The sequence below is a fragment of the Actinopolyspora lacussalsi subsp. righensis genome, assembly GCF_900116555.1.
GTDB lineage: Bacteria > Actinomycetota > Actinomycetes > Mycobacteriales > Pseudonocardiaceae > Actinopolyspora > Actinopolyspora lacussalsi.
This window is the reverse complement of record NZ_FPAT01000004.1, coordinates 16,347-41,914: the sequence shown is the minus strand read 5'-3', so window position 1 is coordinate 41,914 and position 25,568 is coordinate 16,347. Positions and strand designations below refer to the sequence as shown.

Genomic DNA, 25,568 nt, shown 5'->3' with positions numbered 1-25,568 from the left:
GGGGCCGCACCGCTGCACTGGTGCCGCGATTTCGCGAGAAATCGACACTCCCGGAGCGTAAATTTCTCGCGAAATCGCCGGGGAGGTGAGGTCAGTCGCCGCGCCGAATGGGCCCCAGGAGCTCCCGCTCCGCGTGGTTGGTCACGAGCCGGATCGGGCTCCACAGCATGTTGCCTAGTGCGATGATCCCGTCGTCCTGCAGCGCGGTCAGCTGCTGCACCTGCGGCGGGTGCAGGTGCCAGATCCGCCCCGCCAGCTGGGCCTGGTTCATCGGGATTCGCTGCAGCAGCACCAGATCAGCCGTGTTCGCGGCGGTACCGTTTCCCACCTGCGGGTGCAGGTACGGCAACACGTACATGGTGGTCTGCCACGCCGAACGAGGCGGGAACAGTTCCTGGGGCACGGCTCCGCCGTCGTGGATCACCAGCAGCGGGGCGTCCTCGCTGGAACGCGGCAGGTCGAACGGGGTGAGCCGTCGGATCTGCACCAGCGGGACCGGGGTGCCGTCGGGGGTGTGTCCCGCGGCGGTCGCCAGGTTCTCCCAGGAGTCCGGCCGCCCGGTAGCGATGATCACCCAAGCGCCGGTGGCCATGGCGCGCAGCGCGATCTGTCGAGCCAGGTAGAGCCCGCCCACCGTGACCATCCTGGTGGGCTGCGGACGAAGGATCGAGGTGGAGATGGGTTCGCCGTGCGGCCCGGACCCGATGATCATCCCGCCGCGGTCACCGGAGGGGCTGACCGTGTCCAGCGTTTCCGGGGGAACCAGGAACTCCGGAACCCTGTCGCGCAGATCGTCGGGTGTGTCGATGGTCCTGCTGCGGCTCATATCGAGCCTCCCAACGGCAGAGTCGCGTTGAATCCGGCCAGCTGCACGCCGCCCAGCGGGGTCAGCGTGACCCCGAGTCGATTGCTGATACCGCGCAACTGCTCGTCCGCGGTGTCCAGCTCGTCGGGAGTCCGGGCGCTGACCCTGACCAGGCTGCGCAGCCCGACCTCACTGTTCTCACCGGTGGGGGATATGGACATCGCCACCGTGGAGGATAGCGCACGAACCCCGGTGAGCGCGTTCAGGTTGTTGCTCATCTGCGAGGGCCAGCCGGTGATCGCGTAGCTGGAGTGGCCCACTCCGCCCGCCGTGACCCCGTCCCAGCGTTCCTTGAGCCCGACCGAACGCTGCGATCCCAGCACCGACTGCAGTTCGGCCGAGGCGATCCCCGCCTGCAGCAGTTCGTCCGGATCCAGCGGCCGGGTCGGTACCGATTCCCGCTCCAGGGCGCTGCGCACTCGGGACAGCGCACCGATCAGCGCGCGGTGCGCGCCCACTATGCCGCCGCCCCGTTCGCCCACGGCCTTGGCGCACCGCTTCGGATCCAACCGCACCGTCACCCACGTGGTACGACGAGCAGCCGCCGGTAACGGGCCCAGCACCTCCATGTACGAGTTCAGCGCGGGCGATTTGGAGGGCAGCGCGGCACTGCCGGGGTAGCAGTGCCAGATCACCTGGATCGCGTCGAGGACCACGCCGCGATCCTCCAGGCAGTGGGTCAGCGAGCCGAGCGGGAGGTTCGGTGCCTTGCCGATCTCGGTGACCAACGACGGTGTGGGTTCCACCATGAGCACAGCGGTCCACTTGCCGTCGTTGAACGCCATCCCGACGTGGTTGCGGTCGTGGTCCTGGCCGTGTGCCACGACCAGGTCGGGAACTACCAGTCGCAGCAGTGAGACCCGATGGTTCTCCTCCGGGCCGATCACGCCGTCGCCGTTCTCGTCCCCACCGTCCGTCAGACCCGGCGTGACTGGTGTGACCACGCTGGTGTGGTTGCGGAACTTGTAGCCCAGCACGAGCCCGAACATCTGGGTGAACCACCGGCCGCGCCTGCGCAGCAGCGCGATGATCACGGCCAGTCCGGCCACTCCCGCCGCGACCGGCCACAGTGTCCGATCGATGCCGACGACGACCAGGCCGGCCGCGATACCGATCTCCATGACGACGAGGTTGGATACCGGCAGCGCCCCCAGACTGGCACCGCTGGTACGTCGCCTCGCCTGGATTCGTGCCCGCGTCGTGTTGGTGGGCCCGGTGCCGGACGATCCCGATGCTTTCGGTGGGGCCGAATGCTGTGTGCTCACGGACATCCGTTGGGTCTCTCCCCCTCGCAGGTAGATGCGTCTGCCCACTGTGGGTGCGGGCGAGTGTAGGTAGCGGTAACCGATCGAAGAGAATACTGCGGTGAGTCGGTCGAACCGGACCCACGCGGCAACCTTTCCCGGCTACCCTGCTGAACGGTACCTCGCACGGGAGAGCTTTAGGCGAAGAATGGCATCAACACCCACCACCAAATCACAAGTCCAGGCGTACAGGTTCGTCATACGCCGCATGGAATCGGCGCTCGCCCGCAGGGACGCGGTGATGCTGCACGATCCGCTCGGTTCGCACAAACGCGCCACCATCGCGGGTGCGATCATCGCCTGTATCGGGATGATCGGATTCTTGGTGTGGGGGTTGTTCGGCGGCCAGGGCACCGTCCCGAAACCGGGATCGGTGGTCATCGCGAAAGGCAGCGGTAGTGTCTACGTCGTCACTTCCGACGATCAGGCCGACAAGCGCCTGATTCCGATGCTCAACATGGCCTCGGCGAAGTTGCTCGTCATGGCCAAGGGCAACGGTCAGGGGCAGGCGATCGAGCCGACCAAGGTCGACCAGGCAGCCCTGGCGGAATTACCCCGCGGACCGAAGACGGGAATGCCCAACGCACCGGACTTCCTGCCCGAGCCGGGACAGGCGGCCACTCCGGCATGGGCGATCTGCGACGTGGCCGAGCTGAACAAGGCGTTGGACACCGAGGACATGCTCGGCACCGCCGAGGTGGAGACCACCGTGCTGGGCGGAGTGACCGGTCGGGGCCGGGAACTCGGGCGTGACGAGGCGCTCTACGTGCGTGACTCCTCCTCGCGGCAGACGTATCTGGTCTATCGCGTGCGCTCCGACAACAGCACCGGAGCCAGGGTGGTCAAAGCCGCTCTGCCTGCCGAGGAACTCGCGGTGACGGAGATGTTCGGTCTCGGCGACGCGGTTCCGCGCATCGTCAGCACCAACATGCTCAACGCGATCCCCGAGGTGGACTCGCTCGCGGTGCCGGAACTGTCGGAAACCACTCCGGAGTACGACAGTGGCGGTTACGGGGTGGGTGACGTTCTCGAGCGCAGTGTGCCGGGGGAGTCCCCGCAGTTCTTCGTGCTGCGCCAGAGCGGCAAGCAGCACATCACTCGCGGTGCGGCCGCGGTGCTGCACGCTTCCAGGTACAGCTCCAAGGAGATTCCCAACGCCACTGGAATGCTCACCGACATCGGTAGTGCCGACGCGGCCGACGAGCTCGACGTGGACCACTTCCCGGTGGGGGTTCCGCGGCCGCTCTCGTTCGCGGACGCCAACCGCTCCTGCCTGAGCTGGTCCGACGCGTCCGGGGAGCAGCGGGTCACGGTCACCGTCGGGTCGGGTACGCCCGCCCCCAAGGCGCCGGTGAAGCTCGCCCAGTTCGACGGCACGGGGCCACGCGTGGACTACTTCTACATGCCGCCGGGCAAGGCGGCCGTGGTGCGCGGGAGCACCGGGCCCGACACCGCCGAGGGCGGCCCCCTCTACCTGGTCTCCAACCGAGGGGTCACTTACGGGATCAAGGACGTCGCCACCGCCAAGGGGCTGGGCGTGGTCAACGGCACCGGGGACATCGGAGCGGCCCCCGCCTCGATCCTGGGGACGTTGCCCTCCGGTGACTTCCTGGATCCGACGCAGGCCAGCTTCGTCTACGACTCCATCCCCGTCGAATCGGACGCCGGTGTCAACCGGGCGCCGGAGGAGGAGCAGCAGGCCGACACCGGAGCCGCCGCCGACTAGCTCCACGGGCGGCCACCGCCACGGATGGTCATCCCGTCGGGTAGCAACGCGGCCCGGAACCGAGCCGGTTCCGGGCCGCGAGTTCGTTCGTAACCCTCGTCGGGAGGTTCCGCCGAGCGAGCGATCCGCCGACCCGCCCGGAAAACCTCGATCAGGAGGTTTCCGACCCCACCGGTGACTCGCCCCGGTTCCGTGCCCGAACCCGCCGTACCGCGTTGAGCAGGAACGCCGTGAAGAGCACTGTGGCCAGCCCGCCGATGGTTCCTCCCATCGCCACCGCGATGGCGGCCCAGTTCCGCTCCGGGAACACGTGCGCTTCCAGGCGTCGTGGCTCGACCGGGGCGGCAGCCGCGTCGTGCTCGGCGGGGATGACGTCGTTGAGCGCGGCCATCGGGTTGATCATCCCGTAGCCGATGATGTCGTTACCGCCCTCGCTGCCACCGTGGTGCTGCGCGGTTTCGGTGATCCGGTGCATCACCTGGGCCGCGGAGAGTTCCGGGTTCTTCTCCTTGATCAGCGCGGCCAGCCCGGAAACGTAGGGGGCGGCGAAACTCGTGCCCTGCAACGGCTGCGGTTGGCTGTTGGAGTCGCGGGCGACGCGGTTCACCAGCCCGTCGCCATCGATCCCCGGGTCGAGCGAGATCAGGTCCTCGCCGGGTGCGGCGACGTCCACCCACGGTCCGGGAATGGTGAACTCGGACGGTGCGCCCTGCCGGTTCACCGAAGCCACGGTCAGCACGTAATCGTCGAACCAGGCGGGCAGCACAGCGGTGCTCGGATCGCCGGGCTCGTTCTTCTCGCACTTGCCGCCGACGTTGCCCGCCGCGGCGACCACTACGACGTCCTGTTCGTAGGCTTGTCTGACGGCCGCGCGCAGTTCCCAGTTCGGCTTGTTGGGCGACAGGGCGCGGGAGAGCGTCTGACAGGAGGCCTGCGAGATGTTGATCACGTCGGCGCCCTGTGCCACGGCGCTGGCGACGGCTTGGGCCATGGTCGACGTGTTGCCGACCGTCTCGCCGGACTGTTCCTTCTGGTAGATCGAGGACGACTGCCGGATGGACAGGATGTCGCTCTCCGGTGCGACGCCGACGAAGCCCGTCTCCTCCGAGTCGCTCGCGGCGATGATGCCCGCCACCACCGTGCCGTGCCCGTCGCAGTCCCGCAGCGCACCGCTGCGGATCTTGGAACCGCCGTTCCGGAGCCGTTGCCCGATCCTGGGGTGTTCGTTCACGCCGGTGTCGATCACGGCGACCGTTTGTCCCGCCCCGGTGAGTCCCTGCTCGTGGGCACGGCCGAAACCGAGCACCCGTTGGCTCCAGGGCTGCCGTCTGATCCGTGATCCGCTCTCGTTCGCGGCCAGGCATGCCTGCTGCCGGCTGAAGCCGTCGTCCGGTGAGAGTCTGCCGGAGGACACCGTCACATTCGTGCCCTCCGGGACCGGGGGCAGCCGCAGCTCCTGCTCGCTCTCGGTTCCGGTCTCGTCCTCGTCCTGGGCGGTGACCGGTTGTACCGGTCCGCACACCAGGAGAGTGGCGGTCGCGGCCGAGATCGCCAGCGCACGCCGGAGGTTGCCACGGTGCACAGTTGTGGTTGAACGCATCACGCTTCCTTCGCGGCGGCTGTTCGGCGAATCGACGGAAGCTCCATCAGAACAGGCTGATGTTGAGATCGCGGATCGTCATGTACACGTCCATGACCCCCAGCGCCAGCGGAAGCACCAGTGCGATCAGCACCGCCTCGATGATGTCGACACTGCGGCGCTGCACCGGTGAGAACCGCCGGTTGGGGAAGACGACGCCGAACACGATCGCGGCCACGCCCAGCAGCAGCAACGGCCAGAACAACCAGGTGAGCTTCTGCTGCGAGGTGGTCACCGTGGGAAGCACCAGCCAGATGGTCATGCCCAGCGCGGCGATCAGCCCGCTGAGCAGCAACGCGATCGCCTGGCTGCCGTTGGCGTAGTTGCGCCCGCGCAGCATCAGCACGGCCGAGACCACCCCCGCCAGCAGCGGGCCCCAGATGTTCGGTGCGGTGGTGGCGATCATCGCTCCGAGCGCGGCCGTACCGCCACATCCCACGATCAGGCCGGTCATGTACTTGTGCGCGAGACCGGACTGCCGCTGGATCTGGTGGTAGTCCGGGAAGCCGCCGTCCTCCTTGAGGTCCTCGGCGTTGCCGGGAACGTGCGGCAGCGGCAGCTTGGCCAGCTGGATCGTGATTCGGGGGAGCATGGAGATCCCCGCTAGCCCCACCGCGGCGGCGCCCGAGGCGACTCCGGCGGCGGTCGCCGCGGGAACCAGGGTGGCGACGAGGAATCCGATCACGGCGAACAGCGAGATCGTCGCGGCGGCGATGAAGTGGATGATTCCCGCCCCGATCACCATGAGCGACACCGAGGCGAATATGAGCACCAGCGCGCTGGCGAGCAGCAGTTTCGGCCGCATGTCCTGGCCGGGAACGATGCTGAGCCCCGCCACGAAGGCCATCGGCAGTCCGCCCGCGGCGGCCAGCACCGTCCCGGTGGTCGCGGCTCCGTAGGCGCGGGCGACTATCGCGCCTATGCCGGTGGCGAAGATCGCGACCGCGAGTCCCACCACGGCGGCGATGATGTGGAAGATGATCCCCTGCGGCACGGCGGCCATTCCCAGGGCCACGGCCGAGGCGATCATCGCCAGCGCGCCCGCCGCGTGGCCGGTTCTGGCGGCCGTCTCCTTGGTCCAGGGGCGGTAACTTCCCGGCTCCGCCTCGGCGAGCGCGTCCACCACGTCGTCGTACAGCGGCGGTGGTGGATCGTCCGACTTGCGTCGCAGCTGGAGCATGTCGCCGTCCACGATGCCGAGTGCCGCGAGAGTCTGGCTGGTGTCCAGCGGTGCGTCACCCAGCTTCGCCAGGCACCAGCCGCCGTGACGTGCTCCGCCGTCCGGGGTGGCCTCGTGCGCCATGTCCAGCAACATCGGCAGCAGGTCCGCCACCGAGACGTCCGCGGGTAACGCGAGGTCTATGCGCGTCTTCGGCGCGACCACCGTCACGCGGCTGAATACCGTGGTCCCGGTCGCCACTTGGGCCCCCTAATCCCTCGTCCTTCGATGTCGATCCGTGTGTGTGCTCTACGCGCTCGGTTCGATCCAACCAAGCGGGGTGGAATTCCGCGAAATCACCCCACTCGGACGCGTGGTCCTCTTAGTATGGCCGTACGAACCGGTGCGCGGGTTCGGTTTGCCAGAACTGTTCCGCGCCGGTTCCGTTAGGATCACCGTGAGCGGGCTGTCCTGTGGCTACGCCGTCGTTTCCGCCCCCGCGGCGGGGCGCGGCCCGGCCGGTTACAGAATGCTGCTTGCGCAGTTGACGACAGATCGCCGACAACATGGAAGGGTGCTGCTGTCCGGTGAGCACGCTGCAGTTCAAGCGACCGCCACGCATGGCCGCTCCAAAGCCGCCGGGTGGCGAGGTTCATCTCGAGTCCCCTCCCGAGATTCCGCGAGCGGTCCCCGGGAACATCGTGCAGAAGCTCCTTCCGGCCGTCATGATCGTGGCATCTCTCGGAATGATGGTCTTCATGCTTCAGCGGGCGAGCAGCAACCCGATGATGATGATGATGCCGATGATGATGCTGGTTTCCACTGTGGGCATGATGGCCGGTGGTAATCAGGGCGGTGGGCAGAGCAAAGCCGAGATGAACGAGGACCGCAAGGACTACCTGCGGTATCTCGGACAGATGCGGGAACGGGCCAGGCAGGCCGCGGATGAGCAGCGGCTGGCTCGGACCTGGGTTCATCCCGAACCGTCGACGTTGTGGTCGATCGCCACCAGCCGTCGGATGTGGGAACGTCGCGCGGGCGACAGCGATTTCTGCCAGATCCGGGTCGGCCTGGGGTCGCAACGGCTGGAGACCCGACTCGTGCCGCCGCAGACCGGTCCCGTCGACGAGCTGGAGCCGATAACCACCCTGGCGTTGCGTCGGTTCGTCCGTGCTCACTCGCTGGTGTCGGAACTGCCGGTAGCCACCTCGCTGCGCGGTTTCGCGGCCATCGGGCTGCAGGGGGAGCGCGAGACCACGCGCGCGTTGACCCGGGCGCTGCTGGCGCAGTTGGCGACTTTCCACACCCCGGACGACGTGGTCATCGCCGTCGCCAGCGGTGGGCGTTCCAGGGTCGAGTGGGACTGGGTCAAATGGTTGCCGCACTCGCAGCACCCCGAGCTCACGGACGGGATCGGCCAGCAGCGGTTGATGGCCGGTTCGTTACGTGCCATCGAGGAGATGCTCGCCGACCAGCTGGACGGCAGGCCCCGGTTCAACCGCAACAACGCGCCGCCGGACGGGCCGCACGTGGTGATCGTGCTCGACGACGCCGAGATCAGCCGTGAGGAGCAGATTCTGCTCGAGGGCGGCATGACCGGGGTCACGCTGATCGATCTGTCCGATGTGCTCGGTGCGCTGACGACCAAGCGGGGGATGCGCATGGTCGTCGAACCCGAGCGCGTCGGTGCTCGTAGCGGCAACAACGTCGAGTGGTTCGGTGTGCCGGACGCCATGACCAAGGAGGAGGCCACCGCGCTGGCGCGGCAGCTGTCCCCCTACCGCATGATGTCGGCCCGAACCGGTCAGGCCGAGACCGAGAGCAGCGGTCAGGAGCCGCTCACCACCCCGCTCAACTACATCGAGCAGCTCGGGCTCAGCGGCGACCCGATCTCGTTCGATCTCAACGAGGCGTGGCGGCCCCGTCCCATACCGGAGCGCTACAAGGTCGCCATCGGCCCGGGCGAGGACGGTCAGGTCGTTTCGCTGGACATCAAGGAGACCGCGTCCGGCGGTATGGGCCCGCACGGGCTGTGCATCGGCGCCACCGGTTCCGGTAAGTCGGAGTTCCTGCGCACCATCGTGCTCGGCCTGATGGCCACGCACTCCTCGACCGCGTTGAACTTCGTGCTGGTCGACTTCAAGGGTGGTGCGACGTTCAACGGGTTCGAGGCGGCTCCGCACGTCTCGGCGACCATCACCAACCTCGCCGACGACCTCACCCAGGTCGACAGGATGCAGGACGCGCTGGCGGGCGAGCTCAACCGGCGCCAGGAGGAACTGAACAAGGCGAAGGTCAAGAACGTCTGGGACTACGAGGAGGCCCGCCAGGCCGGGTCGGACCTGGCGCCGATGCCCGCCCTGTTCGTGGTCATCGACGAGTTCTCCGAGCTGCTGTCCACCAAGCCCGAGTTCGCCGAGCTGTTCAACATGATCGGGCGGCTGGGACGTTCGCTGCAGGTGCACCTGCTGCTCGCCTCGCAGCGCCTGGAGGAGGGCAAGCTGCGGGGGCTGGACTCGCACCTCTCCTACCGGATCGGGCTCAAGACCTTCAACCAGGCCGAGTCGCGTGCCGCGATCGGCGTTCCCGACGCCGGTGACCTGCCCGCCACCGGTGGTCACGGTTATCTGAAGCATCCGGGCGGTATGGAGCGGTTCCGCGCGGCCTACGTCTCCGGTCACATGCACCAGGGCGGGGGCAAGCGCCGTACGGTCGCGGCTTCGCCGGTCACGGGCGAGAAGCGTCCCCGGTTCTTCGTGCCGGACTACATCGAACCGCCCGCGGAGCCGGATCAGTCCGCGCAGCCGGAACCCGAACCCGAGCCGGACCAGTCGGGCATCGTCGACAACGACGGCGACGGTCTGCCGGACAGCGACTTCCAGCTCGTGATCAACAAGGTGCAGGGGCAGGGCCCACCCGCGCACCAGGTCTGGCTTCCCCCGCTGGACGCTCCGCCCACACTGGACTCGGTGCTGCCGCCGCTCTCGGCGACCGAGGAGCGGGGGTACACCCCCGTCGGCAACGTCGGAAACGGGAAGCTGCAGGTTCCGGTCGGCATCATCGACATGCCCTACCAGCAGCGCCAGGACCACATGGTGGTCGACCTCGGCGGCGCCAACGGGCACGGTGCCGTGGTCGGCGGGCCGCAGTCGGGCAAGTCCAACCTGATGCGGACCCTGATCTGCTCGATGGCGCTGACCCACACACCGCGGGAGGTGCAGTTCTACTGCGTGGACCTGGGCGGCGGTTCGATGGCCGCGCTGCAGAACCTGCCGCACATCGGTGGTTTCGGCGGTCGTCGTGACCAGGACGTGGTGCGCAGGACCATCGCCGAGATCAAGCAGCTGGTCGCCGAGCGTGAGGCGCGGTTCCAGCAGCTCGGCGTGGACTCGATGGCCGACTTCCGCAAGCGCAAGGCGGCGGGCAGCATAACCGACGATCCCTACGGTGACGTGTTCCTGGTCATCGACGGTTGGGGCGCGTTCCGCAACGACTTCGAGACGTTGGAGCAGGACGTGCTCGACCTGGCCGCGCAGGGGTTGACCTTCGGGGTGCACGTGTTCGTCTCGGCCAACCGCTGGGCCGAGATCCGCCCCGCGCTCAAGGACCTGATCGGTACCCGCTTCGAGCTCAGGCTGGGTGACCCCAGCGAGTCCGAAGTGGATCGAAAGGTAGCGGTCAACGTCCCCTCCGGAAGGCCGGGGCGTGGACTGCACCCGAGCAAACTGCACTTCCTCACCGCCATTCCCAGGGTCGACAGCGAGAACCTCGGTGACCGGGTCGGCTGGGAGGCCTACAACCAGGACCTTTCCGACGGTGTCGCGGACCTGGTCACCAAGGTGCGCAATTCCTGGCAGGGCAGGCCGGCACCGAAGGTGCGGTTGCTGCCCGACGTGCTCCCGCACGAACAGTTGCCGGCACCCGAACAGCAGCCCAAACAGCGGTTGGTGCCGATCGGCATCAACGAGGACGGGCTGCACCCGGTCTACCTGGACTTCGACGCGGAGCCGCACTTCTACGCCTTCGCCGAACGGGAAGCGGGCAAGACGGCACTGCTGCGCACCATCGTGCGCGGTATCACCAACCGCTACACCCCCAAGGAAGCGCTGATCCTGCTGGTGGACTACCGGCGGACCATGCTCGGTTTCCTGGACACGGGACACCTGATGGAGTACGCCGTCTCCGCCGACCAGCTCAAGGGCAACATCAACGACGTCTGCAACGCGCTGAAGAAGCGGTTGCCGGGGTCGGACGTCACCCAGGAGCAGCTCAAGAACCGCTCCTGGTGGTCCGGTCCGGAACTGTTCGTGGTGGCCGACGACTACGACCTGGTGGCCCCGCAGGGCAACAACCCGATGCAGCAGCTCGCCGAGTTCGTCCCGCAGGCCAGCGACGTCGGTCTGCACGTGGTGCTGGCGCGCAACTCGGGTGGTGCCAGCAGGGCGCTGTTCGAGCCGATCATCGGCAAGATGCGCGAGTCCTCGGCGCCCGGGTTGGCCATGAGCGCCAACAAGGACGACGGCCAGCTCATCGGCAACATCAAGTCGCGGCAGTTGCCGCCCGGCAGGGGAACTCTGGTCAGCCGGAGTCTCAAGGGTGGTCCGCAGTTGATCCAGACCGCCTACATCCAGCCGGAGTAGAACGCCTTCCGGACACCTCGGGGCGGCTCGGTTCTCGGACGCGGGCCACCCCGAGGACAGGGGGATCGGCTGGCCGTGAACACCGTCGGGAACGAGCGGAGAACTTCAACGGAGTGCTGATCGTGACCGGTGGTCGACCGGCGCCGGTGTTGGACAACCGGCGGCACCGAAGGAGTTGTGCTTGACCCTGCACGTCGCGGTGGACTTCGGTACCTCCAGTACCTGCACCGTCGCCTCACTCGACGGGGCCGAACCACACGTGGTGGTCATCGACGGTCATCCGTTGCTTTCCTCGGCGCTGTTCGCCTCGGGCGACGGCACGCTGTTCGTCGGTCAGGAGGCGGAGCGGCAGGCCGCCGTCGATCCGGCCCGCTTCGAGCCGCACCCCAAACGCCGCATCGACGAGGTCGAGCTGTTGCTGGGCGGCACCGTACTCGCCGTGGGCGACGCCATCCGCGCGGTGCTGACCCGGGCGGTCGACGAGGCCCGACGATACGCGGGCGGAGCGGCCGTCGATCTGCTGGTGCTGACCCACCCCGCCGACTGGGGGACGGTGCGTACCGGCAGGCTGCGTCACGCGGCGGCCGGGCTGGCCACCGAAGTCGTGCTGCTGCCGGAGCCGGTCGGAGCGGCGGTGTTCCACGCGGCGGGCCACGGGTTGCCCGACGGCGCCGCGTTGGCCGTGCTCGACCTCGGCGGTGGGACGGTGGACGCGAGTCTGGTGCGCCGGACCGACGAGTCCTTCCGGGTGCTGGCGACCCGTGGCAAGCCCGATTTCGGTGGGGCGGACATCGATCAGGCGCTGCTGGAACACGTCGGAAGTACGGTCGAGCCGGTCGATCCGGCGGGATGGCGACAGCTCGTCCAGGGCCGCGAGATAGCCGACAGGCGTCGCAGACGGGTGCTCCGGCAGGACGTGCGCGGCGCGAAGGAAACGCTGTCCCGACACAGCTACACCGATGTCCCGCTGCCACCGCCGTTCTCGGACACCCTAGTCACCAGGTCCGACCTGGAATCGCTGATCGTGACCTCGTTGAGCGGCGTTGCCGATCTCGTCCCCGGTGTGCTGGCCGACGGAGGGGTGACCGAGCGGGAACTCGCCGCCGTCTTCCTCGTCGGTGGTTCCAGCAGGGTGCCGATGGTCGCGCGGTTGATCCACGAGCGAACCGGGATCGTGCCGACCACGCTGGATCAACCCGAGACCGTGGTGGCCCGCGGCGCGCTGCGTGGCGTGCGGGAGGACCCGACTCGTGAGGTCACGCGTGCGCTGCGCGTGCCGCCCGGCTCCGGGCGGTTGACGAGCGGTTCGCCTGCCGGGAGTGGCGCACCGGTCCCGCCACCGCACTCCGGCGGCCCGCCCGTCCCCGGGCACCAGCCCCCCGGTTCCGCGCCGGGAGCTTGGCCGAGCGGAACCACGACACCGGTTTCCGGCGCGACCGCCTCCGGTGCGACCGACCACGGCGGCACCGGTTTTCCGGGTTCACCCGGTTTTTCCAGTGCCCCCGACGGGAAGGCGTCGCCCCGGAACGCCGAACCCGCACGACGTGGGGGCTCCTCCCGGTGGAAGTGGTTGTTCGCGGTCGCGGCGGTGCTTCTGGTGCTGGGGGCGGTGGCCACGCTGGCGATCACGCTGTTCCTGCCCGCGGCGGGCGGTGGTCATGTGGCTCGTTACGGCTACGAGTTCGAGTACCCGGCGGGTTGGGGACAGGGCGGTGGCGACCCCGAGCTGTGGGAGACGCGCATCCGGCCGCCCGACTCCGGTGGGGACGAGGTGATCTCGGTGCGCGCTGGTAGACCGGGTTACGACGTTTCGGCGAACCGTCGGCGATCCGTGCGCGAGTTGCGGGAGAAGTTCGACGGTTCCGACAGTGAACTGTCCGATTTCGAGTCGGACACCCGGTTCGCGGGTGAACGGGTGGTTCACTATCGCGAACGATTGTCCGGTTCCGTTGTGGACTGGTACGTGCTGCACCGTTCGAGAACCAGGATCAGCATCGGCTGTCAGTACGATCCCGCCGGGGAACGGCGCGTGACGGCCGGTTGTGAGCGGGTCGTGCGCAGCGTCTCGGTGCGCTGATCCCGCTCCCTCGGGCCTCGTTCTCCGGTGTGGCCTCCGGAACGGGTTCGTGCGGAGCGGTGCTTCCGGCGCGTTCGGGGACCGGGGCGTTTACATGAGCAACGTGATCCGCGGAAAACCACGACACCGGTGGAACCGTTCTGGCAATGTCTGCGTCGGAAGTTCGACCGATCTTTCAGCGACGGATTGAAGGGGGATTCCCAAATGGGTCAGGGATTCGGGACCGATGTCGAGCTGATGCAGCGCTCCGCTGCTCAGGTCGAGGAGGTCCGCAACAACGTCGATCAGGCGATCTCCAAGCTGCAGGGCGAGATCGACCCGGTCATCGCCTCCTGGGAGGGCACCGCGAGCCGGACCTTCCAGAAGCTGATGGACCAGTTCCGGCAGAACGCCGACGTCATCACCACGCGGCTGCAGGAGATCAGCGAGAACATCAAGTCCTCGGGTCAGGACTACGCGCAGCGCGACGAGGAGCAGGCCGCCGAGGTCTCCAAGATCGAGGGCATGCTCAACGGCTGAGCCGGTTTCCGGGTTTTTCGAGTCCGATAATCTTCACAGAGGGGAACAAGTCTCATGAGTTCGATCAAGGTTGACTTCGGCCAGCTCAGCGCCGGTGCCGAGAGTCTGAACCAGGCCGCGACCAAGATCCAGGCGGAGCTGGACGAGCTGGAGCAGATGCTCAAGCCGCTGATCAGCACCTGGGAGGGCGACGCGCAGGAGCAGTACTTCGCCGCGCAGAAGGACTGGGACAACGCCGCGCAGAACATGCGTGAGATCACGGCCAAGATGGGCATGGCCATCAACGCGGCCAACGAGTCCTACCAGGCCGGTGAGCGTGCCAACGCCGCCAAGTTCGGCGGCTGAACCGCGCCGACCCGGCCACGTGCCCCCTGGATCGCAACGGGTCCAGGGGGCACGTCTTCGCCGCGCCACCCGTCCGATATCATGGCGGTGGTGCTGAGATAGGCCGAAGCTGGTCCTTGCCGCCGCCGTGGCTCCCTCGCGGGGCGCGGTGGGTGTTCGGGGACCCGTTTCGACCCGCTTGTCAGCCACCGAGTACTCTCATCCGTTGTTGTGCGGTGGGTGTGTACGACCGCGAGATGACTCGGTGACCGGCCGAGGTGGAAAGCCCCGGGGGCGGCTCGCACGAGGTGACGGTCTCGATCGCTCGTGGGACGTACCGGTTCCCACGGGGTGAATCGGATCGCGATACGCCCCGACGTGATGGGCGACGGGACACGACTGCCGCACCGAGACTCCAACGCGAACGACGACGAGGTAGACCCGTGCGCACGTACAGCCCGAAGGCCGGCGAGGTGACCCACGCCTGGCATGTGATCGACGCCGAGGACGTAGTGCTCGGCCGGCTGGCCACCCAGGCCGCCACGCTGCTGCGTGGCAAGCACAAGCCGACCTATGCTCCGCACATGGACACCGGCGACTTCGTCGTCATCGTCAATGCCGAGAAGGTCGTCCTCACCGGTAAGAAGCGCGACCAGGCCTTCGTCTACCGGCACAGCGGTTATCCCGGCGGCCTGAAGAAGAACTCCTTCGGCGAGATGCTCGACAACAAGCCCGAGCGTCTGCTGGAGCAGACGATCAAGGGCATGCTGCCCAAGGGGAAGCTCGGTCGCGCGATGGCCAAGAAGCTCAGGGTCTACGCCGGGCCGGATCACCCGCACCACTCGCAGCAGCCGCAGCCCTTCGAGATCGAAACGAAGGCCAAGAAGTGACCGAGGGATACGAGGAAGAGCACGTGAGCACTCCAGAGACCGACGAAGCCCCGGCTCCCGAGGTCCTCGATTCAGAGGTCCCGGCCGACGAGCCGGCCCCTGAGGCTTTCGCTCAGGGCGTGGCACCGTTTCCGTCCAGCAGGCCCATCCAGACCGTCGGGCGTCGCAAGAAGGCGATCGTGCGGGTTCGGTTGGTCCCCGGCACCGGCCGTTTCATCCTCAACGGCAAGCCGATGGACGAGTACATGCCCAACCGGGTGCACCAGAACATCGCCCGTGAGCCCATGGAGCTGGTGGAGCGCACCGAGGGCTTCGACGTTTTCGTGAACCTCAGGGGCGGTGGCCCCTCCGGCCAGGCCGGTGCGCTGCGCATGGCGCTCGCCCGTGCCCTGGTGGCCTACCAGCCGGAGGACCGGCCCACCCTGAAGAAGGCCGGCATGCTCACGCGTGACCCGCGGGCCAAGGAACGTAAGAAGTACGGCCTCAAGAAGGCCAGGAAGTCCCCGCAGTACAGCAAGCGGTGACTTTTCCCGGGTTCGCCCGATTCGGCGAACCCGGTTCGCCCCGCCCGCCCCTCGCGGTGGCAGGAGCGGGGCGGTGCCGACATCCTGTGGGAGCAGTCTCGGTAGTCCGTCGGGCACCGGGGCTGCTCCCGTGGTGTTTGGTCGGCGGAGTTCGGTGTTCGAGTGCGCGGTCGCGCCGGGCCGAGAGGTTCCGGACGAGCCGAGTCGGACGTCGGCGTGAGGCAGCGGGTCGGGTGGCGCGGTTGACCGCTCCACGCGTCCCGGGGCTCCGCGAGGTGCCGCACCGGTTCGGTCGACCATCCCACCAAGTCTCAAACAGGCCCTACGTGTGCCGTGAGCATCAGGAGGAAGCGGTTGTCCCGTCTGTTCGGCACCGACGGGGTGCGCGGTCTGGCCAATTCCGATCTCGGCCCGGAGCTGGCGATGTCCCTGGCGAGCACCGCTGCCCGGGTGCTCTACGACCGGGACGACTCACGTCGGCGGATCGCCCTGGTTGGGCGGGACCCCCGGGCCAGCGGTGAGATGCTGGAGGCCGCGGTTACAGCGGGGCTGACTTCCGCCGGGGCCGATGTGGTGCGTGTCGGGGTCCTGCCGACACCCGCGGTCGCGCGGCTGGTGGCCGATACCGGGGCGGACCTGGGTGTGATGATCTCGGCCTCGCACAACCCGATGCCGGACAACGGGATCAAGCTGTTCGCGGCGGGCGGGCACAAGCTCGCCGACGCCCTCGAGGACGAGATCGCGGAGCGGATGACGGAGACCCCGGTCCGGCCGGTGGGCGAGCACGTCGGCCGCGTGCGGGACATGCCCGACGCGCTGGACCGCTATGTGGACTACCTGCTGGCCGCCACGCCCGGCTCGCTGCACGGGCTGCGGGTGGTGGTCGACTGCGCCCACGGCGCGGCCTTCCGGGCCGCTCCCGAGGCGTACCGACGTGCCGGTGCTGAGGTCGTGGCGCTGCACGCCGAGCCCGACGGACTCAACATCAACGCCGATGTCGGCTCGACCCGACCGGAGCGGCTGCGGGAGGCCGTGGTCGAGCACGGCGCCGATCTGGGTATCGCCCACGACGGGGACGCGGATCGCTGCGTGGCGGTCGACGCCACCGGTGAGCTGGTCGACGGCGACCAGCTGCTGGCGATACTCGCGCTGGCGATGCGGGACTCCGGGGAGTTGGCGGGGCAGACCGTCGTCGCCACGGTCATGAGCAATCTCGGGCTGCATCTGGCGATGCGTGAGCACGGGGTGGAACTCCGTACCACCGCGGTCGGGGACCGCTACGTGCTGGAGGAACTCCGGGACGGCGGGTTCTCCCTCGGCGGGGAGCAGTCCGGTCACATCGTGCTGCCGGACCACGCCACCACCGGTGACGGACTGCTGACCGCACTGCGGTTGATGTCGCGGATGGTGGCCGCCGGGGCTCCGCTGGCCGAGCTCGCGGGCACGATGACCAGGCTGCCGCAGAGCCTGGTGAACGTTTCCGTGTCGGACAAGACCACCGCGGTCAACGCTCCGGCGGTCTCCGAGGCGGTCGCCGACGCCGAGTCGGAGCTGGGTGAGCAGGGCAGGGTACTGCTGCGTCCCTCCGGAACCGAGCAGCTCGTGCGGGTGATGGTGGAGGCCCCCACGGCCGAGTGCGCCAAGCGAACCGCGGAGCGACTGGCCGAGGTCGTTGGCTCGATCAGATGAATATGTGATCAAAGTCTCGCATTCGGCGCCCAGTTGTGAGAGCCTCGTCACATGGGTGCCATTGTTGTCACCATGTTGGTCGCGCTGTTCGCGATCAGCCTGGTCGCAGGTCTTGTCGTGTTGTCCGCTCTCGCCGTCGCGGGTGCCAAGGCAGCCACCTTGGCGCACGACGGCAGTAACTGGCTGGTGGAGCACTGGCCACGCCGTGCCAGGCCCTGACCCCGTCTTGTCGATCCTTGATTCGCCGGGCCGAGTTCTGACTCGCCGTTCTGGTCGCTGACTCGTGGCGCGGTGAATCGACTCCCGTACCCGACCGCTCGGTAACCGGTGGGCGTGATCCGTCATGCGTTACTTCGTCGGAGATCTGCTCTACGTCCTGCTCCTTCCGCTCGTCGCGATCGCTCTCGGGGCGATAGCCGCGGTGGTGCTCGTGTCACCACCGACCTGATCAACAGTTCTGTTGGCTCGAGTACCGCCGGTTCCGGCGTGCCGCTTCGCGGCGGCCGGTGTTCGTAGTAGCCGGTACTCGCCTCTTTGCGTGTGCAATGACGTCGTTGAACCCTCACGGCGACACCGCACGGTCTGGGATGATCCACGGTGCGCCGTACGGTCACGTTCCCGTGTTCGCGTTACGGGCGCTGGTCGGCACGAGCGGTTTAGGGGGACGACGTCATGGGCCGGTCGGACGGCTCCGCCGATTACGACGGCGAGGCGATGAAGCGGGTCGCCAACAGCACGCGGAACCTGGCGGACGCCTTCAACGCGGGAACGAACCTCGCGGAGTCGATCGATTCGGGAGAGGGCACTTTCGGGCAGGTCGGCAGGGACATCGGCGTCGGTGCCGTTTTCGAGACCGCCTGTCAGGGGTTCGCCGGTTCACTCGGCAAGGCGCGGGATCACTTGAAGGAGCTGGCCGGGGACGTCGAGTCCTCCTTCAGCGACATGGAATCACGGGACCAGGCCCAGGCCGAGAACGTGTCCAATGCCGGGAAGGGGGAGTGATTCGTGGGTCCCGCGGGCGTCCAGGGAATGGCTCAGGAACAGGGCCGGGAGAATTACTCCAGTGCTTACGAGTCGGGAAAGAACAACGGTTCCCCCGCCGGGCAGGGGAACTCGGATCTCCACCTGGACAAGCTGAACGAGCTCGAAAAGGTCATGCGCGACGGCGTGTGGGGCAGGGTGTTCCGGAGATGGCGTGCCCACGAGGGCGCGGCCAAGAAGTATCCCGGCGACGAGTACGCGGTTTACGGCACCGGAGCCACCGAGACGCACGATCTGCCGAAGTTGCGCGGCATCGACTGGGGGATGCTGGAGTCCGCTTCGGGCAAGCTATCCGAACTCGCCGGTAACCGGGAAGCCTGGCTGAACCACCTCGACTCGCTGGAGAAAGGGATCGACCAGGCGTGGCAGGGCTCGGCGGCCGACGCCGCACGGCAGCGGTACACGGGTGTAAAAGGGCCGCTGAACAAGTACTGCGACGACCTGAACGCGACCGGCAGAGCGCTGCACGAGGCGGCGAAGGTCCCCAAGAACCGCATCGGCCCCGGTGGGTTGTCCGACTTCAAGGACAAGAGCAGCTTCTACAAGCACTACGGCGAGGACGACCAGTCCGAGGAGATGCTCCAGGACCTCGACGGCATGGAGAAGATGGTCCGCGAGGGCTTCGAAGCCAGCAAGTACAAGCTGGACCGGATGGGGGAGTTCGGCAAAGCGCTGTTGCCTCGACTCAAGCAGCTGGTAGATCTTTCGCACTCGGGAGCTCCGGGCGACAACAGTGAAGACGAGCGGGTCATGCTCAAGGTGACCTGGGATGATCTCCGTCTTCCCGGTTCTCCCGACTGTCGTGACGTGACGGGTACTGGAGAGACCTCGTGCCGTGATCGGATCAAGTGGCTCGACGACTTCTGCGGCTGGTACGCCCACGACGTCAAGGCGCTGCGCAAGGAGATCCACGACGCCTACAAGCACACCGAGAAGGCGTTCTCCGCGCTCCGGGACCAGCTGGCCAAGCTGGACGACGACACCTTCGACGAACTCGGCGAACAGGACCCGCAGCAGGACAGCGGACAACAGGACAGCGGACAGCAGGGCGGCGGACAGCAGGGCGAGCAGCGGACTCCCTCCGACGCCGGAGTGACCAGTCGGTCCCAGGGCACCGGAGGCACCGGAGGTGCTCCAGGTGGTGCTCCCGGTGGCGTTCCCGGCGGTGGTGGCGGACCAGCCGGCACAACGGGCGGTGTGGGCGCGCCGGGTGGGCAGCGAGCCGGAATGCCCGAGCAGCCGGAGACTCCCTCGGCGGAGGAGATTCGCTCCCGGCTGTCCGAGCAGGGTGGGGAGGCCGCTTCGGCGGCTCCGAACGGAACCGGCGGTGCCGGGGCCGAGCCGGATCTGGATCAGGTGACCATCGGGGAGGGCGCCGAGCGGATCGCCGTTCGCGAGGCCGATTCGCAGGGCCGTACCCAGCTGACGCTGCTGGACGAGCAGGGACAGCCCCGGAACTACCAGATCCCGTTCGGTGAGTCGGGCGGTGCGACCGGATCGGATTCCGTCGCACCGGCAGCGACGGAATCCCCCCGTGCTCCCGGCCAGCAGGGTGTGCCGCCGACTGCGGGCGAGTCCACGAACGTTACCGGAAGTTCGCGCGAGCCGACCGTCGTCCGGCCGAACGAGGACGGCACCGCTGTCATCCGTGACGGCGAGCGCACCGTCAACGTGGCACGCGATGCCGAGGGCGGGCTGCGCGTCACGGTCGACGACGGGAACGGTCAGCCGAGCACCCAGACCGTCGACTTCGGCCAGGACCGATCCGCGGCTCCGGTTGATGCGGCGACCTTCCCCGGAACCCCCGCCGAGGAGGGGCAGGGTCCCGACGGAGCGCGGCAGAGCGACCCGTACGAGGCCGCGGCGCGGACCACTTCGCAGTGGGCGGGCGCCGGGGTGTTCGGCGATTCCGAGCAGCTGTCGGGTCGGCCCACCTTCACCGCGTTCTCCGGCGACCTGTTCAGCTCTCCGGAGGACACCGGCGGAAGTATCTGGGGCGGCGGTCGTTCCGAGAACCAGCTCGGCGACGTAGCGGGCGAGGCGGGACTGTCGACAATGGGAGGGAAATCGGGCCCGACGGATTCGCAGGGAGCCACCGGGCTGGCCTCCATGGGTGAGTCGAGCGGCACGTCCGGTCAGAGCGAGCAGGGCGCTGCCCGGGGTGGAATGATGCCCATGGGCGGTATGGGCGGTGCGGGCCAGCAGGGTGGTGGCGACGAGGAGCGCAGCAACGACAGTCCCTGGCGCACCGAGGGCGATCTGTTCGACGACGGCCTCGACTCGGACACTTCCTGGCAGTATCAAGCCGTGCTGGGTGAACCGAACGAGAAATAGACCGGCCGGGTGAGGAATGAGCGCTCGCCGATCGTCGTGCTCCCCGGATTCGGGGGAAGGCGTGGAAGAGGGGAATGTACGGGTCCGAGGTGTCGGTCGCCGAGATCGAGGCTGTGGTGGAACAGTCCCGGCGCAGCAAGGACGAGTTGGACAGCGAGTACGAGCGGGAGACCGCGGCCGTGCAGGCCGAGGTGGACGAGCGGGAACGCGTCTTTCGGGAACAGGAGGAGCGCGCCCGACGCGAGGAGGAGCAGCGGCTGGAGGCCGAGCGGGCGGTGCTGCGGGAACGCGCTCGCAGGGAGCAGATCAGCATCGGTGAGCGGGAGGACGAGGACCCCTTCGCTCATCAGGTGAGTTCCAGCGGTTTCCCCGGTGGTCCGGCCGGTGGTCAGACCGTGGGTCCGGGCACGGCCGGAGCACAACCGTCGCCCGCGCGGCCGGACGTCGGCTGGAACGTCGCGGCCGGTCGGTTCGGCAGGTCCGTCCCCGAGGAGCCTCCGCCCGAGGAGCCTCCGCCCGAGGAGCCTCCGGTCGAGCAGCAGCCTGATCCGACACCGACCCGGCCTCCGGAGCGGCGTCCCGATCCCGCGCCGCGGCCTCGTCGTCGGGCCGCCGAGGACTGGGACGACGACGAGGAGGACTTCTCGCAGCGCAGCTGGTTGCGCTAGCGGTCCCGGACGCGGGAAACCCCGTGGCTGGGAGCCTTGCGGTCGGAAGCCCTGCGGTCGGAAGCCTTGCGGTCGGAACTCTCGCGACTGGAAGCGGGGCCGTGCTCGGCCCGTGAGACCTCTCCACTCACGGGCCGACGCCGCTCGCCGGTGTCAGTAGCCGCTCGGCATTCCGTAGTAGTACTGCTGCCGCGGCGGCCGCTGATCCGGTTTCCGGCGCAACGAGTGCAGCACGGAGGGCAGGAAAACCAACATCGCCACCAGGATCGAACAGTAGAACATGATTCCGTCCGCGGCTTCCATGTTGTGAGCGACGTTCAGCGGCGTTCGCCAGCCGTACACGCGGACGCCGTATTCGAAAGTTTCCCAGTAGGCCGCGATCACGGATATCGCCATACCGGCTACGGCCACACCTTTGACGATGCGCGTGCGCGTCAGCAGCATTGTTCCCAGCACGAGCAGCACGCCCGCGTCCACGAACCATACGATCTCGTTTTTCGAGTAGAACAATGTAAGCAGGACCATGAGTCCGGTGACGAGCAACGTCGCTGTTCCCAGCGTGATCGGAGCCGGATATCCGCTGCCTTGCCGAGACCGGGCGGGGTCGTTCACCGGTTGCGGTTTTCCGGGGTGAGCGGGATGGGGAACGGCAGGGGCCGATTGTCGTGGTGGCTGTTGCCGTTTCGGTTCCGTGTGCAGCGTGCGGAACACACCGGGAAGCAGCGCGAGAACGGCGGGAATCAAATAGAAAATATGGCCGGAAACTTGGTCCCAGCTGTAGAAGTAATCGTAGAGGTAATCCGCGTAACTCGGTGCCCAGATGAACCAGTAAATCGTGTCCACGGCGTACAGCGCCACTGTCAGTGCTATTACCGCTGTGGCGAAGAAACGAGCCTTGTGCCGCCTGGCGAACAGCAGTGCGCCCATCACGACGAGAGCCGCCGCGTCGAGCAGGGCCAGGAAGTTCCACGATTCCTGAGCGATGGTCACCGGGATCGTGGAGTAACCGCTCTGCGCCATCCAGAACCGAATCATGTTGATTGGGTAGCTGATCAGCGTCCCCAGTCCCGCGATGATCGCCCAGACGGCGATGATGATCGCCAGCGGCCTGCCGGTGTCGTCGGCGGGGCCCGCTGACCGTTGTTGAACGCGTTGCTGCTGGGGAACGCCGCCCGACCAGGGCTGCTGCGGTACGCCGTGCGGCGGCTGTGGCGTGCTCATCATCCGTCATTCTGGTGGATCACGCCGCTGCCGTGTTCCGTCCGGAGTTTTCCGTCACGCGGCGGCCAGCGCCCCCTTGCTGTGCTCGCTGTCGATCTCGGTTCCGGAGACGTCGTTGGTCAGCAGCTCCTGGCCCCGCTTGTCGCCGGTCAGCGTGCGCAGGAAGAAGGCAGTGAGCAGCGCGCGCGAGAGCCGTTGCGAACCGTGGTGCGACTTGCCCTGCAGCAACAGCTCGCTCCAGTGCCTGCCCTCGGTGAACGCGAGGTGACCCGCCTTGCGCACGGTTCGCAGCTGCGCCGGACCGCCCCAGGCGCGGGTGATCGGTTCCGCGTTGGAGCGCGCGGCGGCCAGCAGGTCGCGTTCCCCCGCCAGCTGCAGCCCCGGCATGCTCACCCGCCCGGCGGCCGCGATCGCCGAGGGCATGGTCTCGGAGGTGCCCAGCCCCGCCACCGCGCGGATCCGGCTGTCCTCGGCGGCGGCCAGCACGGCGCAACCACCGCCCATGCCGTGTCCCGCCACCGCCAGCCGGTGTTCGTCGACGCTGATGTCGCCCTCGCCGAGCCGCACGTTGACGCAGATGTCCAGCGCGGTTCGCAGGTCGGCCGCGAACATCCGGTGCGAGGCGAACGGCCCGGTGTGGGTGCTCGGCGCGGCCACCACGAATCCCCAGGAGGCCAGGTGGCGCAGCAGCCCGGTGTAACGCCGCGCGGGCTGCAGCCAGCCGTGCCCGAACGCGATGGCGGCCAACCCCCGCCCGCCGCGCGGCGCGCAGACGATGCCGGGCAGGCCGACGAGCGCGAGGTCACCGTGCAGCACGTCGTGGGGTCCCCGTCGCGCGAGCTCCTGGAGCGCCTTCTTGGCGTTGTGGGCCATGACTCGTCACGGTAGCGGATACTTCCCGTCACCCGTGGCAGTGACCGGCCGGACGATCGAGCGACACCCGGGTGGAGGACAGGTATCAGGTTCAGACCATCTCCGCTGGCTATGCTGGGTCGAGTGTGCGGCATTGTGGGTTATCTAGGACATCGCTCGGCCCTCGACGTGGTGCTCCAGGGGCTGGGGCGGTTGGAGTACCGGGGCTACGACTCGGCGGGCATCGCCCTGCTCGACGGCGGCGGATCGCTGGCCGTGCGGCGTTCGGCCGGTGCGCTGTCGAACCTCGAGCAGCGGGTCACCGAGGACGGGCGCGAGCACTTCGTCGGTACGGCGGGTATGGGACACACCCGGTGGGCCACCCACGGCGCCCCCACCGACCGCAACGCCCATCCCCACCGTGACTCCACCGGCAAGGTGGCGGTGGTCCACAACGGGATCATCGAGAACTTCGCGGAGCTCCGCGCCGAGCTCGAGAACGACGGCATCGAACTGAGCAGCGACACCGACAGCGAGGTGGTCGCACACCTGGTGGGCAGGGCGTATGCCGCCGGTCCGGCCGCCGGTGATCTCACCGCCGCGCTCGGGGCCGTGGCCGCCCGGCTGTCCGGCGCGTTCACGCTGGTGGTCACGCACGCCGACCAGCACGACAAGATCGTCGCCGCCCGGCGTTCCTCCCCGCTGGTCGTGGGGGTGGGCGAGGGCGAGACCTTCGTCGCCTCGGACGTGGCGGCCTTCATCGAGCACACCAGGAACGCCGTCGAGCTGGGGCAGGACCAGCTGGTCACCATCACCCGCGACGGCTACCGGGTCACCGATTTCGTGGGCACCGAGGTCGAGACCAGGCCGTTCAGCGTCGACTGGGACCTGTCCGCCGCCGAGAAGGGCGGGCACGACTACTTCATGCTCAAGGAGATCGAGGAGCAGCCCGAGGCGCTGAGCAACACGCTGCGCGGGCACTTCGCCGACGGCGGTGTGGTGCTGGACGAACAGCGGATCAGCGAGCAGGACCTCCGGGACATCAACAAGGTCTTCGTGGTCGCCTGCGGCACCGCCTACCACTCCGGGCTGCTCGCCAAGTACGCCATCGAGCACTGGTGCCGCATCCCGGTCGAGGTGGAGCTCGCCAGCGAGTTCCGCTACCGCGATCCGGTGCTCGGCAGGGACACGCTGGTGGTGGCGATCTCGCAGTCCGGCGAGACCGCCGACACGCTGGAGGCGGTGCGGCACGCCCGCACCCAGCACGCCAGGGTGCTGGCGATCAGCAACACCAACGGTTCGCAGATCCCGCGCGAGTCGGACGCGGTGCTCTACACCCACGCGGGTCCGGAGATCGGCGTGGCCGCCACCAAGACCTTCCTCGCCCAGATCGCGGCGAACTACCTGGTGGGGCTGGCCCTGGCGCAGGCGCGCGGCACCAAGTACACCGACGAGCTGGAACACGAGTTCTCCGAACTGGCCGCGATGCCCGAGGCGGTGCGCTCCGTGCTCGAGACCGTCCCCCAGGTTCGGGAACTGGCCACCCGGATGTGCGATGCCAAGGCGGTGCTGTTCCTGGGCAGGCACGTCGGGTACCCGGTGGCGCTGGAGGGCGCGCTCAAGCTCAAGGAGCTCGCCTACATGCACGCCGAGGGTTTCGCCGCGGGCGAGCTCAAGCACGGGCCGATCGCGCTGATCGAGGACGGTCTGCCGGTCGTGGTGCAGATGCCCTCGGCCAAGGGCCACTCCCAGCTGCACGCCAAACTGCTGTCCAACATCCGCGAGATCCAGGCGCGGGGCGCGCGCACCGTCGTCATCGCCGAGGAGGGTGACGAGGCGGTCCGGCCGTTCGCCGACGAGCTGATCGAGATTCCCGCCGTGCCGACCCTGCTGCAGCCGCTGGTCTCCACCGTCCCGTTGCAGGTGCTCGCCGCCGAGATCGCCCGCCACCGTGGCTACGACGTGGACAAGCCGCGTAATCTCGCCAAATCGGTCACCGTGGAGTGATCCGAATCGTCCTCCCCGCCGAGTCGGCATCCCGGTGAGTCGGCATCCGGTGGGGAGGAACGGAAACGTCGACAGTGGAACCGCCAGGA

The 25,568-nt window shown here is 68.1% G+C and carries 19 protein-coding genes; 13 read left to right on the top strand and 6 right to left on the bottom strand.

Annotation, left to right across the window (positions count from 1 at the left end; genetic code table 11):
* Window positions 1-91: 91 nt before the first annotated feature.
* Together BM394_RS08530 and eccE are read right to left on the bottom strand one after the other, a co-directional pair.
* Complete coding sequence (locus tag BM394_RS08530) at window positions 92-826, bottom strand: hypothetical protein (protein WP_092976485.1); 735 nt, start codon at window positions 824-826, stop codon at window positions 92-94.
* Complete coding sequence (gene eccE, locus BM394_RS08525; RefSeq protein ID WP_092976482.1) at window positions 823-2,136, bottom strand: type VII secretion protein EccE; 1,314 nt, start codon at window positions 2,134-2,136, stop codon at window positions 823-825. The genes BM394_RS08530 and eccE overlap by 4 nt, the downstream gene beginning before the upstream one ends.
* A 181-nt stretch (window positions 2,137-2,317) precedes the next feature.
* Between eccE and eccB the strand changes: the two genes are divergently transcribed.
* Entirely contained in the window at window positions 2,318-3,895 is a 1,578-nt protein-coding gene (gene eccB, locus BM394_RS08520; protein WP_092976479.1) for a type VII secretion protein EccB, read from the top strand.
* Window positions 3,896-4,046: 151 nt separating this feature from the next.
* Here the strand turns inward: eccB and mycP are convergent, their stop codons facing one another.
* Window positions 4,047-5,495 (bottom strand): type VII secretion-associated serine protease mycosin, encoded by a 1,449-nt coding sequence (mycP, locus tag BM394_RS08515; protein WP_092976476.1) that lies wholly within the window; start codon window positions 5,493-5,495, stop codon window positions 4,047-4,049.
* Window positions 5,496-5,541: 46 nt separating this feature from the next.
* Window positions 5,542-6,954, bottom strand: coding sequence for a type VII secretion integral membrane protein EccD (gene eccD, locus BM394_RS08510; protein WP_092976473.1), 1,413 nt, complete (start codon window positions 6,952-6,954; stop codon window positions 5,542-5,544).
* Between the two features lie 326 nt (window positions 6,955-7,280).
* On the opposite strand from eccD, the gene eccCa reads away from it, so the two are divergent.
* The 11 genes from eccCa (at window position 7,281) to BM394_RS08460 (ending at window position 21,399) form a co-directional block, all read left to right on the top strand.
* Window positions 7,281-11,333 carry a type VII secretion protein EccCa gene (gene eccCa / locus BM394_RS08505; RefSeq protein ID WP_092976471.1) on the top strand — a complete coding sequence of 1,351 codons (4,053 nt, stop codon included), beginning with the start codon at window positions 7,281-7,283 and terminating at the stop codon, window positions 11,331-11,333.
* Window positions 11,334-11,514: 181 nt separating this feature from the next.
* Window positions 11,515-13,410: a type VII secretion-associated protein gene (locus BM394_RS08500; RefSeq protein WP_092976468.1), complete on the top strand. Its 1,896-nt coding sequence runs from the start codon at window positions 11,515-11,517 to the stop codon at window positions 13,408-13,410.
* Window positions 13,411-13,614: 204 nt separating this feature from the next.
* The gene (locus BM394_RS08495; protein WP_092626790.1) at window positions 13,615-13,929 is read left to right on the top strand and encodes a WXG100 family type VII secretion target; all 315 of its coding nucleotides are present in this window, start codon (window positions 13,615-13,617) and stop codon (window positions 13,927-13,929) included.
* Between the two features lie 54 nt (window positions 13,930-13,983).
* The gene (locus BM394_RS08490; protein WP_092976465.1) at window positions 13,984-14,274 is read left to right on the top strand and encodes a WXG100 family type VII secretion target; all 291 of its coding nucleotides are present in this window, start codon (window positions 13,984-13,986) and stop codon (window positions 14,272-14,274) included.
* A 422-nt stretch (window positions 14,275-14,696) separates the two neighbouring features.
* On the top strand, window positions 14,697-15,143 hold the full coding sequence (rplM, locus tag BM394_RS08485) for a 50S ribosomal protein L13 (protein WP_092626165.1): 447 nt from the start codon (window positions 14,697-14,699) through the stop codon (window positions 15,141-15,143).
* Window positions 15,140-15,667 carry a 30S ribosomal protein S9 gene (gene rpsI / locus BM394_RS08480; RefSeq protein WP_092925801.1) on the top strand — a complete coding sequence of 176 codons (528 nt, stop codon included), beginning with the start codon at window positions 15,140-15,142 and terminating at the stop codon, window positions 15,665-15,667. Before rplM ends, rpsI begins: the two co-directional genes overlap by 4 nt.
* Before the next feature lie 354 nt (window positions 15,668-16,021).
* A complete protein-coding gene (gene glmM, locus BM394_RS08475) occupies window positions 16,022-17,356 on the top strand; it encodes a phosphoglucosamine mutase (protein ID WP_092976462.1) in 1,335 nt (444 codons plus the stop codon).
* A 51-nt stretch (window positions 17,357-17,407) separates the two neighbouring features.
* Window positions 17,408-17,575, top strand: coding sequence for a hypothetical protein (locus tag BM394_RS22755; RefSeq protein WP_165400703.1), 168 nt, complete (start codon window positions 17,408-17,410; stop codon window positions 17,573-17,575).
* A 453-nt stretch (window positions 17,576-18,028) separates the two neighbouring features.
* The gene (locus BM394_RS08470) at window positions 18,029-18,358 is read left to right on the top strand and encodes a hypothetical protein (protein ID WP_092976459.1); all 330 of its coding nucleotides are present in this window, start codon (window positions 18,029-18,031) and stop codon (window positions 18,356-18,358) included.
* A 3-nt stretch (window positions 18,359-18,361) separates the two neighbouring features.
* On the top strand, window positions 18,362-20,731 hold the full coding sequence (locus tag BM394_RS08465) for a WXG100 family type VII secretion target (RefSeq protein WP_092976456.1): 2,370 nt from the start codon (window positions 18,362-18,364) through the stop codon (window positions 20,729-20,731).
* 74 nt (window positions 20,732-20,805) lie between these two features.
* Window positions 20,806-21,399, top strand: coding sequence for a hypothetical protein (locus BM394_RS08460; RefSeq protein WP_092976452.1), 594 nt, complete (start codon window positions 20,806-20,808; stop codon window positions 21,397-21,399).
* A gap of 153 nt (window positions 21,400-21,552) precedes the next feature.
* Here the strand turns inward: BM394_RS08460 and BM394_RS08455 are convergent, their stop codons facing one another.
* Both BM394_RS08455 and BM394_RS08450 read right to left on the bottom strand, forming a co-directional pair.
* Window positions 21,553-22,620 (bottom strand): hypothetical protein, encoded by a 1,068-nt coding sequence (locus BM394_RS08455; RefSeq protein ID WP_139235177.1) that lies wholly within the window; start codon window positions 22,618-22,620, stop codon window positions 21,553-21,555.
* Window positions 22,621-22,674: 54 nt separating this feature from the next.
* Complete coding sequence (locus BM394_RS08450) at window positions 22,675-23,493, bottom strand: dienelactone hydrolase family protein (protein ID WP_092976445.1); 819 nt, start codon at window positions 23,491-23,493, stop codon at window positions 22,675-22,677.
* 123 nt (window positions 23,494-23,616) lie between these two features.
* On the opposite strand from BM394_RS08450, the gene glmS reads away from it, so the two are divergent.
* The gene (gene glmS / locus BM394_RS08445) at window positions 23,617-25,479 is read left to right on the top strand and encodes a glutamine--fructose-6-phosphate transaminase (isomerizing) (protein WP_092977191.1); all 1,863 of its coding nucleotides are present in this window, start codon (window positions 23,617-23,619) and stop codon (window positions 25,477-25,479) included.
* Window positions 25,480-25,568: the final 89 nt, after the last annotated feature.

What these genes read in the sequence shown, in the direction of transcription:
- mycP (WP_092976476.1), bottom strand. Translation starts at nt 5,495, where the DNA reads ATGCGTTCAACCACAACTGTGCACCGTGGCAACCTCCGGCGTGCGCTG.
- eccB (WP_092976479.1), top strand. Translation starts at nt 2,318, where the DNA reads ATGGCATCAACACCCACCACCAAATCACAAGTCCAGGCGTACAGGTTC.
- BM394_RS08470 (WP_092976459.1), top strand. Translation starts at nt 18,029, where the DNA reads ATGGGCCGGTCGGACGGCTCCGCCGATTACGACGGCGAGGCGATGAAG.
- BM394_RS22755 (WP_165400703.1), top strand. Translation starts at nt 17,408, where the DNA reads ATGGGTGCCATTGTTGTCACCATGTTGGTCGCGCTGTTCGCGATCAGC.
- BM394_RS08460 (WP_092976452.1), top strand. Translation starts at nt 20,806, where the DNA reads ATGTACGGGTCCGAGGTGTCGGTCGCCGAGATCGAGGCTGTGGTGGAA.
- BM394_RS08495 (WP_092626790.1), top strand. Translation starts at nt 13,615, where the DNA reads ATGGGTCAGGGATTCGGGACCGATGTCGAGCTGATGCAGCGCTCCGCT.
- BM394_RS08450 (WP_092976445.1), bottom strand. Translation starts at nt 23,493, where the DNA reads ATGGCCCACAACGCCAAGAAGGCGCTCCAGGAGCTCGCGCGACGGGGA.
- eccE (WP_092976482.1), bottom strand. Translation starts at nt 2,136, where the DNA reads ATGTCCGTGAGCACACAGCATTCGGCCCCACCGAAAGCATCGGGATCG.
- BM394_RS08455 (WP_139235177.1), bottom strand. Translation starts at nt 22,620, where the DNA reads ATGAGCACGCCACAGCCGCCGCACGGCGTACCGCAGCAGCCCTGGTCG.
- BM394_RS08530 (WP_092976485.1), bottom strand. Translation starts at nt 826, where the DNA reads ATGAGCCGCAGCAGGACCATCGACACACCCGACGATCTGCGCGACAGG.
- BM394_RS08490 (WP_092976465.1), top strand. Translation starts at nt 13,984, where the DNA reads ATGAGTTCGATCAAGGTTGACTTCGGCCAGCTCAGCGCCGGTGCCGAG.